16 protein-coding genes are annotated in these 17,359 nt (G+C 64.0%); 1 reads left to right on the forward strand and 15 read right to left on the reverse strand.

All coding sequences use genetic code 11. From position 1 onward, the window contains the following. Nucleotides 1–82: 82 nt before the first annotated feature. Together ACE3PR_RS19200 and ACE3PR_RS19205 are read right to left on the reverse strand one after the other, a co-directional pair. Nucleotides 83–565: a peroxiredoxin gene (locus ACE3PR_RS19200; protein ID WP_374375367.1), complete on the reverse strand. Its 483-nt coding sequence runs from the start codon at nucleotides 563–565 to the stop codon at nucleotides 83–85. Between the two features lie 168 nt (nucleotides 566–733). Continuing rightward, the gene (locus ACE3PR_RS19205; protein ID WP_374375369.1) at nucleotides 734–2,635 is read right to left on the reverse strand and encodes a protein-disulfide reductase DsbD family protein; all 1,902 of its coding nucleotides are present in this window, start codon (nucleotides 2,633–2,635) and stop codon (nucleotides 734–736) included. Nucleotides 2,636–2,825: 190 nt separating this feature from the next. On the opposite strand from ACE3PR_RS19205, the gene ACE3PR_RS19210 reads away from it, so the two are divergent. Continuing rightward, a complete protein-coding gene (locus ACE3PR_RS19210; protein WP_374375371.1) occupies nucleotides 2,826–3,401 on the forward strand; it encodes a YqgE/AlgH family protein in 576 nt (191 codons plus the stop codon). A gap of 10 nt (nucleotides 3,402–3,411) precedes the next feature. On the opposite strand, the gene ACE3PR_RS19215 is transcribed toward ACE3PR_RS19210, so the two are convergent. The 13 genes from ACE3PR_RS19215 to coxB all read right to left on the reverse strand — a co-directional run bounded on the left by ACE3PR_RS19215 (nucleotide 3,412) and on the right by coxB (nucleotide 17,194). Next, a complete protein-coding gene (locus ACE3PR_RS19215) occupies nucleotides 3,412–4,104 on the reverse strand; it encodes a GNAT family N-acetyltransferase (RefSeq protein WP_374375373.1) in 693 nt (230 codons plus the stop codon). Between the two features lie 22 nt (nucleotides 4,105–4,126). Beyond that, nucleotides 4,127–5,395 carry a M16 family metallopeptidase gene (locus ACE3PR_RS19220; RefSeq protein WP_374375375.1) on the reverse strand — a complete coding sequence of 423 codons (1,269 nt, stop codon included), beginning with the start codon at nucleotides 5,393–5,395 and terminating at the stop codon, nucleotides 4,127–4,129. 41 nt (nucleotides 5,396–5,436) lie between these two features. Next, nucleotides 5,437–6,852 (reverse strand): threonine synthase, encoded by a 1,416-nt coding sequence (thrC, locus tag ACE3PR_RS19225; protein ID WP_374375377.1) that lies wholly within the window; start codon nucleotides 6,850–6,852, stop codon nucleotides 5,437–5,439. A gap of 171 nt (nucleotides 6,853–7,023) precedes the next feature. Beyond that, complete coding sequence (locus ACE3PR_RS19230) at nucleotides 7,024–9,162, reverse strand: ATP-binding protein (RefSeq protein WP_374375380.1); 2,139 nt, start codon at nucleotides 9,160–9,162, stop codon at nucleotides 7,024–7,026. Between the two features lie 68 nt (nucleotides 9,163–9,230). Beyond that, nucleotides 9,231–10,727, reverse strand: a complete 1,497-nt coding sequence (locus ACE3PR_RS19235; RefSeq protein ID WP_374375383.1) for a carboxypeptidase M32 — start codon at nucleotides 10,725–10,727, stop codon at nucleotides 9,231–9,233. Further along, complete coding sequence (locus ACE3PR_RS19240; RefSeq protein ID WP_374375385.1) at nucleotides 10,724–11,464, reverse strand: SURF1 family protein; 741 nt, start codon at nucleotides 11,462–11,464, stop codon at nucleotides 10,724–10,726. Before ACE3PR_RS19240 ends, ACE3PR_RS19235 begins: the two co-directional genes overlap by 4 nt. Nucleotides 11,465–11,499: 35 nt before the next feature. Beyond that, complete coding sequence (locus ACE3PR_RS19245; protein WP_374375388.1) at nucleotides 11,500–11,889, reverse strand: DUF983 domain-containing protein; 390 nt, start codon at nucleotides 11,887–11,889, stop codon at nucleotides 11,500–11,502. Then, nucleotides 11,882–12,709 carry a cytochrome c oxidase subunit 3 gene (locus tag ACE3PR_RS19250; protein ID WP_374375390.1) on the reverse strand — a complete coding sequence of 276 codons (828 nt, stop codon included), beginning with the start codon at nucleotides 12,707–12,709 and terminating at the stop codon, nucleotides 11,882–11,884. The genes ACE3PR_RS19245 and ACE3PR_RS19250 overlap by 8 nt, the downstream gene beginning before the upstream one ends. 78 nt (nucleotides 12,710–12,787) lie before the next feature. Beyond that, a complete protein-coding gene (locus ACE3PR_RS19255) occupies nucleotides 12,788–13,426 on the reverse strand; it encodes a cytochrome c oxidase assembly protein (protein ID WP_374375392.1) in 639 nt (212 codons plus the stop codon). Next, nucleotides 13,426–13,569, reverse strand: a complete 144-nt coding sequence (locus ACE3PR_RS19260; RefSeq protein WP_374375394.1) for a hypothetical protein — start codon at nucleotides 13,567–13,569, stop codon at nucleotides 13,426–13,428. Before ACE3PR_RS19260 ends, ACE3PR_RS19255 begins: the two co-directional genes overlap by 1 nt. Nucleotides 13,570–13,571: 2 nt before the next feature. Then, complete coding sequence (cyoE, locus tag ACE3PR_RS19265; protein ID WP_374375488.1) at nucleotides 13,572–14,465, reverse strand: heme o synthase; 894 nt, start codon at nucleotides 14,463–14,465, stop codon at nucleotides 13,572–13,574. A gap of 123 nt (nucleotides 14,466–14,588) precedes the next feature. Next, complete coding sequence (ctaD, locus tag ACE3PR_RS19270) at nucleotides 14,589–16,214, reverse strand: cytochrome c oxidase subunit I (RefSeq protein WP_374375397.1); 1,626 nt, start codon at nucleotides 16,212–16,214, stop codon at nucleotides 14,589–14,591. Nucleotides 16,215–16,279: 65 nt separating this feature from the next. Continuing rightward, nucleotides 16,280–17,194 carry a cytochrome c oxidase subunit II gene (coxB, locus tag ACE3PR_RS19275; protein ID WP_374375399.1) on the reverse strand — a complete coding sequence of 305 codons (915 nt, stop codon included), beginning with the start codon at nucleotides 17,192–17,194 and terminating at the stop codon, nucleotides 16,280–16,282. Between the last annotated feature and the right edge of the window lie 165 nt (nucleotides 17,195–17,359).

Raw genomic sequence — 17,359 nt, forward strand, 5'->3', positions numbered from 1 at the left:
CCATCAGCCACCATTAAATCTACTTCCCCGAATCGAAACGGGCGGCAGCCGAGGCCGCCGCCCGTCATTCATTTCAATGCGCTCAAAGCACCTTCAGCACGGCTTCGGCGCTGGATACCTCGAAGGCGCCCGGCGCCTCGACATTCAAGGCCTTGACCACGCCGTTATCGACCACCATCGCATAGCGGCAGGCGCGGGTCCCCATGCCATAGCCGCTGCCATCCATGGTGAGGCCGACCGCCTTCGAGAAATCGGCATTGCCGTCGGCCAGCATCAGCACATTGTCGCCGACATTCTGCGACTTGCCCCAGGCATCCATGACGAAGGCGTCATTCACGGAAAGGCAGGCGATGGTATCGACGCCCTTGCCCTTGAGCGCCGCGGCATTCTGCACGAAGCCCGGCAGGTGCTTCGCGGAACAAGTCGGCGTGAAAGCGCCGGGCAGGGCGAACAGCACCACCTTCTTGCCCTTGAAAATATCGTCGGTCGACAGCGTCTGCATGCCGTCCTTATCCATAGTCTTCAGCGAGACGCTGGGGATCTTGTCGCCAACCTTGATGGTCATGGTGCGTTTCCTTTCCTGGCCTGTCCAAGCGGGTCCTGCCCAACCGGCAAGGCCGCTTTTGCGCTTCTGGGGAATCGTTCTGGGTAGGGCCTAGATATACGGCCTCATCTGGGTCTTTGCCAAGGCGGCAAAGGCCGCGGCCCTATTATGACATTGCCACGTAAGCGGTTATTTCGCCGCTTTGAGGGCATCCATCACAGCCTCGGATGTCAGCAATTCCGGCAGCAGAATGCCCTCCGGCGCCCCCGGCCCATAGACCACGTTCATCGGAATGCCGTAGCGGCCGAACCCGGCGAGATAGGACGAGATGGCGGGATCGGGATCGGTCCAATCGGCCAGCATCGGCGTGACATTCGCCGCGCCCAGCGCGCTCAGCACCGGATCGCGCTTCAGCACGAATTCCTTGTTGGCGCGGCAGGTGAGGCACCAGGCGGCGGTGACGTCGACGAAGACCACCTGTCCCTTCGCCACCTCCGCCGCGATGGCGCTCTCCTCGAACGGCACCCAGGCGATGCCATCGTCATCGGCCTCGCGCTGCCACCAGCCCATCTGCTGGCCCAGCACGAAAAGCAGCCACAAGGCCGTGCCGAGGAGCGACAGGCCGAGGATGCGTTTCAGCCAGCGCATCCACGGTCCCGGCCGCGGCAGCCAGCCAACCAGCGCCGGAAAGGCGGCGATGGCGAGATAGGGTGTGGCGAGGCCCAGCCCCAAGGCGATGAAGATGAACGCGATCTCGAACGGCCCCTGTGCCAGCGCAAAGCCCACGGCGCTGCCGACAAATGGCGCCGAGCAGGGTGTCGCCAGCACCGTCGCCAGCACCCCTTGCAGGAAGGCCGCGCGGCGCGGGCGTTTCGTTTCCGCGCGGTCCGCGGCGGCGGCGATGCCGCCGGCGAAGGCCGGGACCGGCACCTGGAACCAGCCCCAGACATTGGCAGCGAAGACCAGGCAGATCGCCGCCAGAACGCCCAGGAAAACCGGCTGCTGGAACTGGATGCCCCAGCCGATCCCCTGACCGCTCAATTTCAAGCCGATCAGGATCGCGGCCAATATTGCAAAGGCACTGACGATGCCGGCGGCGCTGGCGACGAAACTCGCGCGGAGATCACGTCGCGCTTCACCCGCTTTCTCCAGCACCGAACTCAGCTTCAGGATGAGCACCGGCAACACGCAAGGCATGACGTTGAGAATGAGCCCGCCCAGCCAGGCGATGAGCAGCATTGGCCAAATTGTCGGCAACGCCGGCATCCCGCCTGCCACCCCGACGAAATTTGCCGGCACGACACGCTGCTCCAGCCCATGCGCGCCATCGACCATTGTGAAGACGAGTTCGCTGGTGGCGACATCCGGCGCCTGACCCACGCGCTCGACCGGCAGATCGAAGCGCACCTCATGCCCGCCGCCGGCGATGCGTGTCTCGGGCTTGCCGAACAGCAAACCGCTTGGGCCTTCGACCAGCAGATCGGGTGCCGCAAAGGCATCGCCTTCGCTCCGCGCCGCGACCGAGAGCGTCTCGCCCACGATCTTTACATCGGTCAAGCGCCAGCGCGCGCGCGATCCGTCATCGGGCACCAGAGCTTGCGCCTCGCTGATCGCCGCCGCGTCTTCGCTCAAGGCTGGCGAGCCCGCCGGCAAGGCTAGATCGAGATCGTGTTCATAGGGGATGCAGATCTGCTCGCAGACCAGATAACGGAGATGCGCCTTCAAGTTGACCGCCTCGCCCGGCCGCTGCGGTGTCACGCGCAGAGGGAACACGACCTTCTCGCCATAGCCGAAAGTCTGCAGCCCGAAGAGCTCGAAGCGGTGCGGTGCCGGGAATGCCAGTTCCGCCGCCGCCACATTTTCCGAACCCGCGATCTCCACGCTGGGTGGAAAGCCGGCATCGCCGGGGCTGCGCCAATAGGTCTTCCAGCCGGGCTGCAGAACGATCTCGATTCCGAAGGGCAGGACCGAATCGCTCCCCGCCGCCGTGACCGCCGACATCAGGCGCACGGCGGTCTGGTCGGTCTGCGCGAAATCCCTGGCCACAGCCGGCGCAGGCAGCGCCAGGAGGCCGAATCCCGCCAGAATCAAGGCCTTCAGAAGTCCCGCTCTCGGCCCTGTGATATGTGATCCGCGATTCATCATTTGCCAACTTTCGGGACCAATTATACCTTTGTTACGCGGCGTTCGCCGTCACGAAGTCGTTTCGACCCGGGCGGAATTTCCCGCCTGCGTCATTACGCCGCCCGTTTTGCCGCGCCTCAAGATCCGGATGGTACCAATGAAACAAGGGCTATTACATCAGGGCTTCATGACCGGGCAATTGCTCGTCGCCATGCCGCAGATGCGCGATGCCCGTTTCACCCGCACCGTGATCTATCTCTGCGCCCATACCGATGACGGCGCCATGGGCCTGGTGGTGAACCGCCTGGTGGGCGCCCTTACCTTTCCGGACCTTCTCTCTCAGCTCGGCATCGACACGGCGGGGAATACCGAACATATCCGCATCCGTTCCGGCGGCCCGGTCGAGACCGGTCGCGGCTTCGTGCTGCATTCGACCGATTACGTCGATGACGCCACCTTGCAGGTGGGCGGCGAGATCGGCCTTACGGCGACGCTCGACATCCTGCGTGACATCGCCGAGGGCCACGGCCCCCGCCGCTCGTTGCTGGCTTTGGGTTATGCCGGCTGGGGTCCCGGGCAATTGGATGCCGAGATGCAGGCCAATGCCTGGCTCAACGTGCCGCCCGACGAGGAGCTCGTCTTCGACGACAATCTCAACGACAAATGGGAACGCTGCATCGGCAAATTGGGCGTCAGCCTCACCACCCTCTCTGGCGAGATCGGCCACGCGTAGAATCGACCTCTCACCCCGCCACGAAATCCGCCCGCGACATCGCCGCATTGGCGACGAAATCCTCCGCCAGCATCTGGTGGCAGACATGGTCGCGCCATTGTCCGTTGATCTTGAGGTAAGCTGGCGCCAGGCCGATCTCGTGAAAGCCCATCCGCGCCAATAGCTGGCGGCTGCGGTCGTTCTCGGGAATGCAGGCGGCATCAATACGGTGAAGGCCCAGGCCCCAGCCGGGGCTGACCTGGGCCGGGCTGCCGCCCTCGCCTTCCTCATGGGAAGCAAAGGCAAACGGCAGCAGCAGATTAAGCGCCTCGCGCATCAGCCCCTGACCCGCATAGGGTGCCCCCATCCAATAGCCCAGACTCGCCGATTGCGCCGAGAGGCGCCGCACCTGGTTGAGGTTGATCCCGCCCAGGACCTCGCCGCGCGCGGCGCCGACATGGCCCCTGCCCGTAGCGACGAGGTGAAAGGCATAGCCCTGGTCGCCGTTCCATTCCCGCACCATGCGCGTGAGGCGCGCGCGATAGGTCCGGCGCGAAAGCGCATCGGCGCCCCATTGCGGCTCCCAGGGTTCCAGAAAGGAGCGGCTCACCCGCCTGAGATCGGCCCAGGAAAAATAGTCGATCATCAGGGGCGGGCGCAGGCGCACCCTCTCGCCCACCAGAGGCGGCGGAACCGGTCGATAGCGCGGCTCGAAGAAGAACATGGCGCCCCCAGCAACCTGCGCCTTAAAGTTTAAGACGCTCCTGCAAACTTGCAAGGTCCATGACATTGCCGACCGGCCCCATCGTGGTGAGGGTGGGGGTCGAGGCGATGAGGCGCCGGGCCACCCGGGCAAGATCCGCCCCCGTCACCGCATCCACCTTGGCCACGATCTCGGCGGGCGTGATGAAGCGGCCATGGATCAGGATCTGGGCCGCCAATTGCTCGCAGCGCGCCGAAGTCTTCTCCCGCGACATCAGGATGCCGGCCTTCAACTGCGCGCTGGCCCGGCGTATTTCCTCATCCGAAATATCCTGCGGCAGCTTGAGGAGTTCGTCGCAGACGATCGGCATCAATTCCGCCGCTTCCTTCTCGCCGGTTCCGGCATAGATGCCGAAAAGCCCGGCATCGGACCAGGCGCTGGCGAAGGAATGGATGCCGTAGACGAGGCCCCGCTTCTCGCGCACTTCCTGAAAGAGGCGCGAGGACATGCCGCCGCCGAAAAGCTGCGACAGCACGGCGCTGGCATAATAATCTGGATCGTGAACGCCGATGCCATCGAAGCCCAATACGATATGCGCCTGTTCGAGCTCGCGGGCGAGGCGCAATTCGCCGCCCTGGTAGCGCGCCGGATCCGTCGCGGCATTGCCGCCGGGGGGCAGATGGTCAAAGGCCTTCATCGCCATATCAACCAGGCGCTCATGCTCGATCCGCCCGGCGGCCGAAAGCACCATATTGCCTGGCCGGTAGCGGCTCCGCATATAGCCGGCGATGGCATCCGATTTGAGTTCCGCGATGATCTCGGCCTTGCCCAGCACCGGCCGCCCCATGCTCTGCCCCGGAAAGGCCGTCTCCTGGAAATGATCGAAGACGATGTCGTCCGGCGTATCCTCGGCCTGGCCGATCTCCTGGATGATGACACCGCGCTCGCGCTCCAGTTCCTCGGCATCGAAGGTCGAATGCTGCAGAATATCGGCGATGAGATCGAGTGCCAGCGGCACATCGTCGCTGAGCACCTTGGCGTAATAGGCGGTCTGCTCGCGACCGGTATAGGCATTGAGCACGCCCCCCACATTCTCGATCTCGACGGCGATGTCGCGGGCCGAGCGACGCTCTGTGCCCTTGAACGCCATGTGTTCGAGAAGATGCGAGACGCCGTTCTCCGCCGCCGCCTCATGCCGCGTGCCGATGCCGACCCAGATGCCGAGCGAGACGGTCTCCACTGAATCCATGCGGTCGCTGGCGATGCGGAAGCCGTTCTCCAGCGTCGTGATCTCGACGCTGTCTGTCTGCACATGGGTGCTGCGCGGGGAAATGTTCAAGGAATGGGGTGACCTTACTTGTTGTGGCCGAGGCGCGTATGGGCGAGGACGAAATCCTGCACGCGACGGAGATCGTTGGGAAGCTCGCTCAGGCGTTCTTTCGCCGTCATGAGATGCGCCAGATGCGGCGGCAAGGCAGGGCGGATGCCGGTCGCCTGCTCGACCGCGTCCGGGAATTTCGCCGGATGCGCGGTGGCGAGGGCGATGATCGGTGTCGCGCTATTCTTCTGCCCCTTGCGCGCGTCGAGTGCTGCCGCGATGCCGATCGCCGAATGCGGGTCGACCAGCATGCCGGTGCGCCGGTGGATGTCGCGCATGGCGGCAAGCGTCTGCTTGTCGTCGAGGCGATGCGCCTGGAAGGCCTTCTGCACCTTGCCCCAATGGCGCGAAGGTGCCGTGAACTTCCCCGATTTCCGGAAATCCTGCATGGCGCCCGCGAGCTTCTCGCCCTTCCGGTCGAAGAGATCGAACAGCAGCCGCTCGAGATTGCTGGAGACCTGGATATCCATCGAGGGCGACAGCGAAGGATTAACCGCCGTGATCTTCATCGCCCCCGATTTGAAGAAGCGCGTCAGAATATCGTTGCGGTTCGATCCCACGATCAATTGGTCGATGGGCAGACCCATGGATTTCGCGGCATAGCCTGCATAGACATTGCCGAAATTTCCGGAAGGCACCGCGAAGCTCACCTTGCGATGCGGGGCACCCAGGGCCACGGCGCCGGTCACGTAATAGACGATCTGGGCCATGACGCGCGCCCAGTTGATCGAGTTCACGGCCGCCATGTTGATGCGGTCGCGGAAAACGCTGTCATTGAACATCGCCTTCACCAGATCCTGGCAATCGTCGAACGAGCCGTCGATGGCGATGTTGTGGACATTGCCGGCATCGATCGTGGTCATCTGCCGGCGCTGCACTTCGGAAACGCGGCCCTTCGGGTGGAGGATGAAGATGTCGATGGCGGCGCGGTCCTTGCAAGCCTCAAGGGCTGCCGATCCGGTATCGCCTGAGGTGGCGCCAATGACCGTGATGCGCTCGCCTCGTGCTTTGAGGACCCGGTCGTAAAGCTGCCCCAGCAATTGGAGCGCCACGTCCTTGAAGGCGAGTGTGGGGCCATGGAACAATTCCATCAGCCACAGGCTCTCGTCGATTTCCACGAGTGGCGCCACCGCCTGATGGCGGAAGCTGCCATAGGCAGCCTCGATCGCACCATCGAGGGCCGCCGGCTTGAGTGCGCTGCCGATGAAGGGGCGCATCACCGCGCCCGCCACTTCCGCATAGGGCCTGCCGGCGAATTTCGCGATTTTGGCCGGGCTCATCTGCGGCCAGCTTTCCGGCACGTAAAGCCCGCCATCGCGGGCGAGGCCGGTCAGAAGGGCGTCTTCGAAAGTGAGCTTGGGCGCCTGGCCGCGCGTGCTGATGTAACGCAAGGAAACCTCGTCGGGAATGGATGCCGGCTGCCGGAAATCCCGGCAGGCCCAATGTCACATTTGGGGCCTCAAATTAGAGGCATGCCTCCGCCCTGACAAGCAAGGCCGGGCTCTGGAAACCGCTTCGGGCCTTGCAAAATTGTCATGCTGTTCAGAAGGGTTACTTGCCGGTCATTTTACCGGGGTGCCGAGCGCCGCGCCGGTCTCGGTCTCCGCCGCCGCATCGGCGCCGTCCCGGCCCAGAATCCGCACCCGGATCGCGGGCAGGGTCAGGATGACGCTCGACCCGGCGCCCAGGCGGCTCTCGATCCGGATGGCGCCGCCATGCATGATGGCGAGCTTCTGCGAGATGGCGAGCCCCAGCCCCGTCCCTTCCCGCTTGTGGTGGAAATCGACGCCGCTCCCTTGATAGAAGGGCTCGAAGATGCGCGCCACCGTTTCCGCCGACATGCCGATGCCGCGATCGGTGACGGCGAGGCTGAGATCGCCGCTCTCGGTCCGCGTGACGGCGATGGTGACGATTCCCTTCTCGGCGCTGAATTTGACCGCGTTCGAGATGAGATTGAGCAGGATCTGCCGCACTGCCCGCTGATCCGCGAACAGGCCCAGCCCGGGATAGGGGTTCTCGGTCTCGATCCGGACATTGCGCCGCATCGCCAGTGGCTCGTTGATCCGCACCGAGCTGGCGATGAGATGGCCGAGATCGCCCAGTTCCTCATTGATCTCGAACCGCCCCGCCTCGATCTTCGACATGTCGAGAATGTCGTTGATGAGCTGCAGCAGATGCTGCCCCGATTCCATGATGTCGCCGACATGCTCGCGCTGCTTGGCGGTGAGGCTGCCGAAGGCTTCGGAATTGATCACCTCGGCAAAGCCGATGATCGCATTCATCGGCGTCCGGAGTTCATGGCTCATCGTGGCGAGGAAGCTCGATTTGGCGCGGTTGGCCGCCTCGGCCTGATCGCGCGCGACCTCCAGTTCGCGCTCGCGCTCGGCCAGCACCAATTCGCGGCTTTTCAGGGCCGTGACATCGGTCATCATGCCGCGGAGTTCCAGGCTGCCATCGGCCTTGCGGTCGATGCGGAAGATGTCGCGGATCCAGACCGGCGAACCGTCCTTGTGGACCAGGCGGTATTCCCATTCGTAATCCTGTTCCGGGCGCAACTGGCTGGCGTCGATCGCCGCCATGCGCGGCAGATCCTCGGCATGCATGAAGCGGAACCAGGCCTTGGGCTCGTTCCATTCGGCAAGGCTATGGCCGGTCATCGCCTCGATCCGCTCGCTGATGAAACTGTAGGTAATGAAATCCGGCCCCGGCATGGCATAGGGCGCCACCTTGGTATTGTCGATCAGCATGCGGAGGCGCGTCTCGTTCTCGGCGATGCGGTCCTGCTCGCGGTCCTGCTCGGCGCGCGCGATCGCCACCACCAGCAACCCCAGCTCGATCGCCAGCAGGAACAGGATGAGTGCCGGCAGCACATAGGCCCCGGCCATGCCCGCGAACAGGGTGACGCCCTGGGTGGCACCATTGACGAAGATGAGCGCGAAGAAGAGGCTGGCGACACTGGCGCCGCGCCGGCCATAGCGGGTGAGCGCATAAAAGGCGATCGGGATCCCCAGCAACGCCAGATAGACCGACCCGCCCACCAGCCGGTCGGGCAGCCACCAGACGATGCCAACGAAGACCAGGCCGACCATTGCCAGCCAGCGGAGCTCGCTGGGATGGGGGCCCCGCGCCTGCGATTGCGTGACCCACACGACCACGAAGGGCACGGCGGCCAGCAGCGCCACCGCATTGGCCGCGAGCGCCATCAGCCAGCCGCCCAAAACGCCGCCCGAGGCGGCGATGCCGAAACCCGGACCCAACAGCAGGCCGATAAGGCCCAGCGCACCGGGCACCAGTATCCCCGCCACGAAGGCCAGCCGCCACAGATCGCGCTGGCCGCGGAGCCTGAGATCCATCGGCGCCCAGAAGGCCAGCACCAGCACGGCCAGCACCGCCGCCGCGACATCGCCCAAAGCGGCGAGGCCGCCCATCTCCCAGGAATCGTGGCGGAAGACTTCAAAGGCGAGCGCGGCGATCGCGATCAGCGGCAAGGCGCGCCAGCCCAGCACCAAAAGCGGCCCCAGCAGAAAAGCCGGCGCTCCCCAGAGCAGCGGCAGGAGGTCCGGCCGCAAGCCGGCGATCTCAAGACCGATATGATAGGCGTAAGTCGAGGCGATCAACGCCAGCAGCCCCGCATAGGGCCGTTGCTGCGCTGGGTATTGCCGGGGATTGGAGTTTCCCTTGTTGCGGCCGGCTCGTTTCATGCGACTCCGCTTTGGCCCATGCTGCCAAGCCGGCTCACCCGACTCAAGGGGCCATTATGGCCGTCTCTTCAGGCCGTGCCGAGGTAACGCTGCGTGAGATGCCGCCGGAACAGATCGGCATCGAGCGGCCTCCCCGTGGCGCGGGTGACGATCTCGGCCGTGGTCAGGCTCGACCCCAATCCATGGACGTTCTGGCGCAGCCAGGCGAGGAGCGGCTTGAAATCGCCTCGTCCGATCGCCGCCGGGATGCCGGGCTCGGCCGCGATGGCCGCGGCGAAAAGCTGTGCCGCGTTCATGGCGCCCAGGCTGTAGCAGGGGAAATAGCCGAACAAGCCCTCGAACCAGTGAATATCCTGCAGGCAGCCCTCGCGGTCATTGGCGACGGTGAGCCCTAGGAGCTGCTTCATGCCGTCATTCCAGGCGCCGGGCAGATCATCCAGGCTGAGATCGCCGCTGATCAGCGCCTGTTCCAGCCGGTAGCGCAGGATCACATGGGCGGGATAGGTGACCTCGTCCGCATTGACGCGGATGAAGCCCGGATTGACCTGGGTATAGAGCCGGAACAGGTTCTCGGGATGAAAGGCCGCCGCATTCCCGGGATAGGTTTCCTGGAGCAGCGGCGAGAGGAAGCGGCAGAAATCGACGCTCCGCGCCGCCTGCATTTCGATGAGCAAAGACTGGCTTTCATGGAGCGCCATGCCGCGCGCCTGGCCCACCGGCTGGCGCCGCCAATCGGCGGGCAGGCCGCGCTCGTAAAGCGCATGGCCGGTTTCGTGAATGACCCCCATCAGCGCATCGGCGAACGAGCTCTCGTCATAGCGCGTGGTGATGCGCACATCGTCGGGCGTGCCGCCGCAAAAGGGATGCGCCGAGGTATCGAGGCGGCCATGATTGAAATCGAAACCGATGATCCCCATCAGCTTCTCGCCCAAGGCCTTCTGTGTCGCGATCGGGAACGGGCCTTGCGGCAGGACGGGGGCGCCTTTGGCTTTCTGATGCTCCAGCACACGGCCCAGGAATTCCGGCAGGAAGGCCGCATAGGCATCGAAGATCGGCGTGATCTCGGCCACCCGGGCGCCCGGCTCGTATTCATCCATCAAGGCTTCATAGGGCGAGAGGCCGAGCTTCTCAGCCTTCGCCGCGGCCGCCTCGCGCGCGAGATCGAGCACCGCCTGCAGCTTCCCCTGTACCGCCTTGAAATCGCCGGCCGGCCGCGCTGTACGCCAGACCTTTTCGCAGGCGGCCCGTGCCCGCGTCATCGCCTCGACGAAAGCGGGCGAGAGGGCGGTCGCATGCACATAGAGCCGGCGCATTTCGTTGAGATTGGCCGCCTGCCAGGAATCGAGCCCCGCCCCTTGGGCATTTTCCAGGAGGTCGGCAGTTTCTGGCGCCGTCAGCATTTCATGGGCGATCACGTTGAGGATCGCCAATTGCTCGGCCCGGGCGCCATGCCCGCCTTCCGGCATCACCGCCGCCATGTCCCAATGCAGCATGCCGGCCGCTTCGTTGAGCGCCCCCATGCGCGCAAAGCGCTGTTCCAGGACCTGATAGGCGTTGCTGCTCATGGTTCCTCTTTCCGCGGCGGCGCCTCTGTCCTGGCGCCGTTCATGCTGTAGATGACGTAGATCACGATGAGGGCCAAAGCGAGCGCCCCCCAGGTGATCGCATATTGCAGGTGGTCGTTGGGGAGATAGATCCGCGTCTGCCCGCCGATCGGGAAACCGCCGGGAATATCCGTCTTCACGGCGTCGAAATAGAGGTCCTGGCGCACGGGCAATCCGCTGGAGGCCGCGATCTCGGCGGGGTCCAGATAGAACCAGATATTCTTCTTGGGCTCGTTGTCCGGCTGGAACCAGGCCTTGCGCTGCGGCTGGCGGATGATGCCGTCGAAGGTGACGTCGCCGGCCAGTTGCCCTTCGGCCCGGTTCTCCGGCAGCTTCCGCTCGTCGGGCACCCAGCCGCGATTGACCAGGACCGCGCCGCCGCCATCGCCCAGGACGAAGGGTGTCACCACCCAATAGCCGACATTGCCGTTCTGCGAGCGCGCTGCCAGATAGAATTCGCGCGCATGGTCGAAACGGCCGCTCAAGCTCACGCGGCGGAATTCGGCCGCCGCGACATTGGCGCCCATGGGGGGAAGCGGGATCGGCGCCGCTTCCGAGCGCCCGATGCGCTCGGCGATCATCGCCTCCTTCGCATGGAGGCGCTGCACCTGCCAGACGCAGAGCGCCAGCATGAAAATCACGGCCGGCACGGTGATCAGTGTCGGCCAGAAACTCGGTCGGAAACGTCGGTTCATCATCTCTCGAGATCTGCGGGAAGCGGCCGTCGGGGCGGCTATTCTACCCGATGCTCCGCCGCTTGGTGATGGAATTGCAGCGCGATCATGACCCCTTTCAGGGGCCGCAGCAGGCCGATGGCAGCCCCCAGGACCAAAGGCGGCCACAGGATGATATGCACCCAGAAAGGAGGCTCCAGGCCGAACTCGACCCAGAAGACCAGGGGGGCGAGCACCGCCCCCAGAATAAGGATCACGAAGACCGCCGGGCCGTCGCCGCTATCGGCGGATTTGAGGTCCAGCCCACAGACATTGCAGGTATCGGCGACCGAAAGCAGGCCACGAAAAAGCCTGCCCCGCCCGCAGCGCGGACAACGGCAGGCCAATCCGGTGAGGATGGGCGAGCGAGACGCCGTGGCACCCTGCTCGCCGTCATCCATCTTAGCCATGATAGGGGCCAGGTCCCGAACCCCAGATATAGACGCAGGCGAACAGGAACAGCCAGACCACGTCGACGAAATGCCAGTACCAGGCCGCCGCCTCGAAGCCGAAATGATGGTCCGGGGTGAAATGCCCCTTGAGGCCGCGGATGAGGCAGACGATCAGGAACAGCGTGCCCACCAAAACGTGGAAGCCGTGGAAACCGGTCGCCATGTAGAAGGTCGAGGAATAGATCCCGTCCTTGAAGGCAAACGGCGCATGGACATATTCATAGGCCTGGAAGCCGGTGAAGATGATGCCGAGCACGATGGTAAGCGCCAAGCCCTGGATGAAGCTCTTGCGGTCGCCCTCGCGCAAGGCATGGTGCGACCAGGTCACCGTGCAGCCCGAGAGCAGCAGGATGAGGGTATTGAGGAGCGGGATCTGCAGCGGATCGAGAACCGCCACACCCTGCGGCGGCCAGACGCCGCCGATCGCTTCCTTCGGGAACAGCGAGGAATCGAAGAAGGCCCAGAAGAAGGCCACGAAGAACATGACTTCCGAGGCGATGAAGAGCGCCATGCCGTAGCGGAGGCCGATCTGCACGACGGGCGTATGCGCCTTGTCGATTTCGGCCTCCCTGACCACATCGCGCCACCAGCCGAACATGGTGATGAGGATGAGGGCGAGGCCCGGCAGGACGCCCACCGGGAACGACACCTTGCCGTGCATGTAAAGCACCATGCCCATGAAGAACACGCCGCCGGCAATGCTGCCGACCAGCGGCCACGGACTGGGATTGACCAGGTGATAGGGATGGTTTGGCTTGTGCGCCGCGGCGTCGCTCATGGCTTCAACTCTCTCTTCTCAGACCGCCGGTTGCCCGGGAAACCTCCCTGGGGCCGGCCGCGTTGGACGTCAATCTACTCAACTACCATCGGATTGGCCAGCTTCGACCGGCGCCGGAAGGGCCGGATTCGGGCTCGCCAGATCGGGGCCGACCGCCCCGGAATTCACGGTTTCCGGGTCATTTTCGACCTGGAAGAAGGTATAGGACAAGGTCACGTCGCGGAGCTTCCCGAGATAGGGATCCTGCTCCAGTTCGGGGTCGAGATAGAACACGACCGGCATCTCTACCTTTTCACCCGGCTGCAACACCTGCCGCTCGAAGCAGAAGCATTGCACCTTCACGAAATACTGGCCGAACACGTCCGGCGAGACATTGAAGGTCGATGACCCGGTGATCACCGTGTCGGTCGGGTTCGAGGCCACATAGGTCGCCGTATAGGTCATCCCCGTACGCACAGTCATCTTGTTCTGCGAGGGGCGGAAATGCCACGGCATGCCGGCGGCGAGATCGCCGTTGAAGGTGACGATCATGTCGCGGCTGCCCACCGCATTGCTGGCCTCCGCGGCGCGCATCGGCGTGCCGCCGAAACCGGTCGCCCGGCAGAAGAGGTCGTAAAGCGGCACCGAGGCGAAGGCGAGGCCGATCATGCCGGCGACCAGACCCGTGAGCCACATCATGAGATTGCGGTTGCGGCGCTGGAGATCAGGATTCGCCATCACGCACCGCCCATTTTGACGATCGAGACGATATAGACCAGCACCACGAAGAAGACGAGCGCCGCGGCGAGTGCCCAATTGCGCTGCCTGAGACGCTTCTTCCGCTCGGCTTTGATGTCCATCTGCGGCTTCTGCTCGGCCATGGTCACGCTCCCGCCACAAGGCTGACAAGGCCGGGCGCGCGGTCCAGCATCAGCACCAGGAAATGCAGGAACAGATAAGCGAGCGAAAAGCCGAACATGCGCTTGGGCCAGATCATGTCCTCGGATTTGAGGACTCGCCAGGCGTGATAGATGAAGCCGAGATTGAGCAGGATCGCGGTCCCGCCATAGACCCAGCCGGCGACGCCCAGAAAAACGGGGACCAGCGCGATCGGCGCCAGCAGCAGGGTATAGAGCAGCATCTGCCGCTTGGTGGAATCCATGCCGGCCACGACCGGCATCATCGGCACGCCGGCCTTGGTGTAATCCGGGTTGCGCCACAGGGCCAAGGCCCAGAAATGCGGCGGCGTCCACATGAAGATAAGGGCGAAGAGCGCGATCGAGGCCCAGTCGATGTTGCCGGTGACCGCGGCCCAGCCGATCATCGGCGGGAAGGCACCGGCGGCACCGCCGATCACGATGTTCTGCGGCGTGCGGCGCTTCAGCCAGATCGTGTAGATGACCACATAGAAGAAGATGGTGAAGGCCAGCAGACCGGCCGCCACCGCGTTGACGGCGAGGCCCATCAGCATCACCGCGAAGGCCGAAAGGGCGAGGCCGAAGGCCAGCGCCTGTTCCGGCGCCACATAGCCCTTGGGGATCGGCCGGCCGCAGGTGCGGCTCATGATGCCGTCGATGTCGCGGTCGTACCACATGTTCATGGCGCCCGAGGCCCCGGCGGCGACCGCGATGCACAGCACCGCGACGGCGCCAATCAAGGGATGGATATGGCCCGGTGCCACATAAAGTCCGGCAAAGCCCGAGAACACCACCAGCGACATGACGCGCGGCTTCAGCAGCGCCCAGAAATCGCCGACACGGGCGCCCGCGCCGACCATTTCGGCGGCGAGATCGTTTTCTTCAAGCGAGGTATGAAGCGCGTTTCGACGCACTGTTCTTCGTCCCGAAATTGCTCGTCCAGAAACCTCGGGCGGCGGGATTTCCCCGCCGCCCGGCTTTCATCAGTGATGCTTCACCGGCTCGATCACCGGCAGCTCTTCGAAGGTGTGGAAGGGCGGCGGCGAAGGCAGCGTCCATTCCAGGGTCGTCGCCCCCTCGCCCCACGGATTGGAAACCGTCTTCCGGCCGGCGAAGGCGGCATAGAGCGCCATCACCACGAAGAACAGCGTCGAGGCGAACGAGATATAGGAGCCGATCGACGAAACGTGGTTCCAGAAGGCGAAGGCGTCCGGATAATCCGGGTAGCGCCGCGGCATGCCGGCAAGGCCGAGGAAATGCTGCGGGAAGAAGGTCAAATTGACGCCGATGAAGGTGGTCCAGAAATGCACATGCCCCGCCCATTCCGGATGCTCGCGGCCGGTGATCTTGCTGATCCAGTAGTAATAGGCCGCGAAGATCGAGAACACGGCACCGAGGCTGAGCACGTAGTGGAAATGCGCCACCACGTAATAGGTGTCATGCAGGCCCTGGTCGAGGCCGCCATTGGCCAGCACCACGCCGGTGACACCACCCACGGTGAAGAGGAAGATGAAACCGATTGCCCAGACCATCGGCACGCGGAAGCTGATCGAGCCGCCCCACATGGTCGCGATCCAGGAGAAGATCTTCACACCCGTCGGCACCGCGATGACCATCGTGGCCGCGGTGAAATAGGCGCGCGTGTCGACGTCGAGGCCGACCGTATACATGTGATGCGCCCAGACCACGAAGCCGACGAAGCCGATCGCCACCATCGCGTAGGCCATGCCGAGATAGCCGAAGACCGGCTTCTTCGAGAAGGTCGAGACAATCTGGCTGATGATGCCGAAGCCCGGGAGAATGAGGATGTAGACTTCCGGATGGCCGAAGAACCAGAACAGATGCTGGAACAGGATCGGATCGCCGCCCTGGTCGGGCTTGAAGAAGGCGGTGCCGAAATTGCGGTCGGTCAGCAGCATGGTGATGGCGCCGCCGAAAACCGGCAGCGACAGCAGCAGCAGGAAGGCGGTGACCAGCACCGACCACACGAAGAGCGGCATGCGATGCAGCGTCATGCCGGGTGCCCGCATGTTGAAGATGGTCGTGATGAAATTGATGGCGCCCAGGATCGACGAGGCACCGGCAAGATGCATCGAGAAGATCGCCATGTCGACCGCCATGCCCGGCTGCCCTTCCGAGGACAGCGGCGGATAGAGCGTCCAGCCGCCACCGACACCGCCGTCGACGAAAGACGAGCCGAGCAGCAATGCGAAGGAGGGGATGAGCAGCCAGAAGCTGATATTGTTCATGCGCGGGAAGGCCATGTCGGGCGCGCCGATCATGAGCGGCACGAACCAGTTGCCGAAACCGCCGATAAGCGCCGGCATGACCGTGAAGAAGATCATGATGAGCGCATGGGCCGTGATCACCACGTTCCAGTGCTGGCCGTCGACGGCGCCGTCGCTGGTCATGAAATGCTGCACGCCCGGGTTCATCAGCTCGGCACGCATATAGATCGAGAAGGCGCCGCCGATGAGGCCGGCGCAGATCGCGAAGATAAGGTACATCGTGCCGATGTCCTTATGATTCGTCGAAAACAGATAGCGCGAAAGGCCCGTCGGATGATGGTCGTGATGGGCGTCGTGATGGTGCGTGCTGACGGGGCTCATGGCTCTTGTCCCTAACTCGGATTGGCTCTGCGGCTCTAACTCTGCGGCTTTAGCGTGGCGTCGGATCAGTTGGCCGGAACGGCGGCCGTTTCGGCGGCGGCGACATGGGTGCCTTCCGCGTCCACGGGTGTCCCGTCGATCCGGGCGAACTTGGTCTGCGCCTCGGCGACCCAGGCATCGTATTCCGCCTGAGTGACGGCGCGGATCTTGATCGGCATGAAGGCATGCGCCGTGCCGCACAATTCCGAGCACTGGCCGTAATAGATGCCGGGCTTGTCGATGTTGAACCAGCTTTCGTTGACCCGGCCCGGCACGGCGTCGTGCTTGATGCCGAAGGCGGGCACGGTCCAGGCATGGATCACATCGGCCGCGGTGATCTGGATGCGGATGTTCTTGCCGACCGGCAGGACCACTTCGTTGTCGGTCTCCAGGAGACGCAACTGCCCCGGCTGCAACTGATCGGTCGGCACCATGTTGGCGTCGAAGGTGAAATTGCCGTTATCCGGATATTCGTAGGACCAGTACCATTGCTTGCCGATGGCGCGGATGGTGAGGTCGGTCTGCGGCAGGTCGAGCTGCTTGTAGAGCAGCTTGAAGCTCGGCACCGAAATGCCGATCAGGATCAGGATCGGAATCACCGTCCACAGGACTTCGATGAGCGTGTTGTGGGTGGTCTTCGAGGGCACCGGGTTGCGCTTGGCATTGTAGCGGATCATGACCCAGAGCAGCAGCAGCATCACGAAGACCGTGATCACCGTGATGATCGGCATCAGCACCCAGTTATGGAAGTGGTTGAGATCGACGGCGATCGAGGTGGCCGGCTCCTGCAGGCCCAGCTGCATCGGCTTGGGTGCCCCCAGAACTTCCTGCGCCCAGGCATTTTGCAGGGGGGCGCTTGCCGCCATCGCCGCGCTGCCCGCCAGCGTCATCAGGCCGGTCGCTTTCGCCGCAACTCGGCCGAACATCTGCTTCAGAAACATCTCGATCCCATCCGTCGTTCTGGCAGGGGACCTGGCCGCAGGCCCGGCCCTGTTCCTGCTGGAACATTGCTCGAACGACCCGATTGCCATCCCCGGCTAAATCTACCGGCCTTCCGACAGACGGCGTCCCGGGACCACACCCGCTCCGCTCAATCCGTCGCCAGA

It is taken from the genome of Dongia sp. (assembly GCF_041909655.1).
Taxonomy (GTDB): Bacteria; Pseudomonadota; Alphaproteobacteria; order Dongiales; family Dongiaceae; genus Dongia.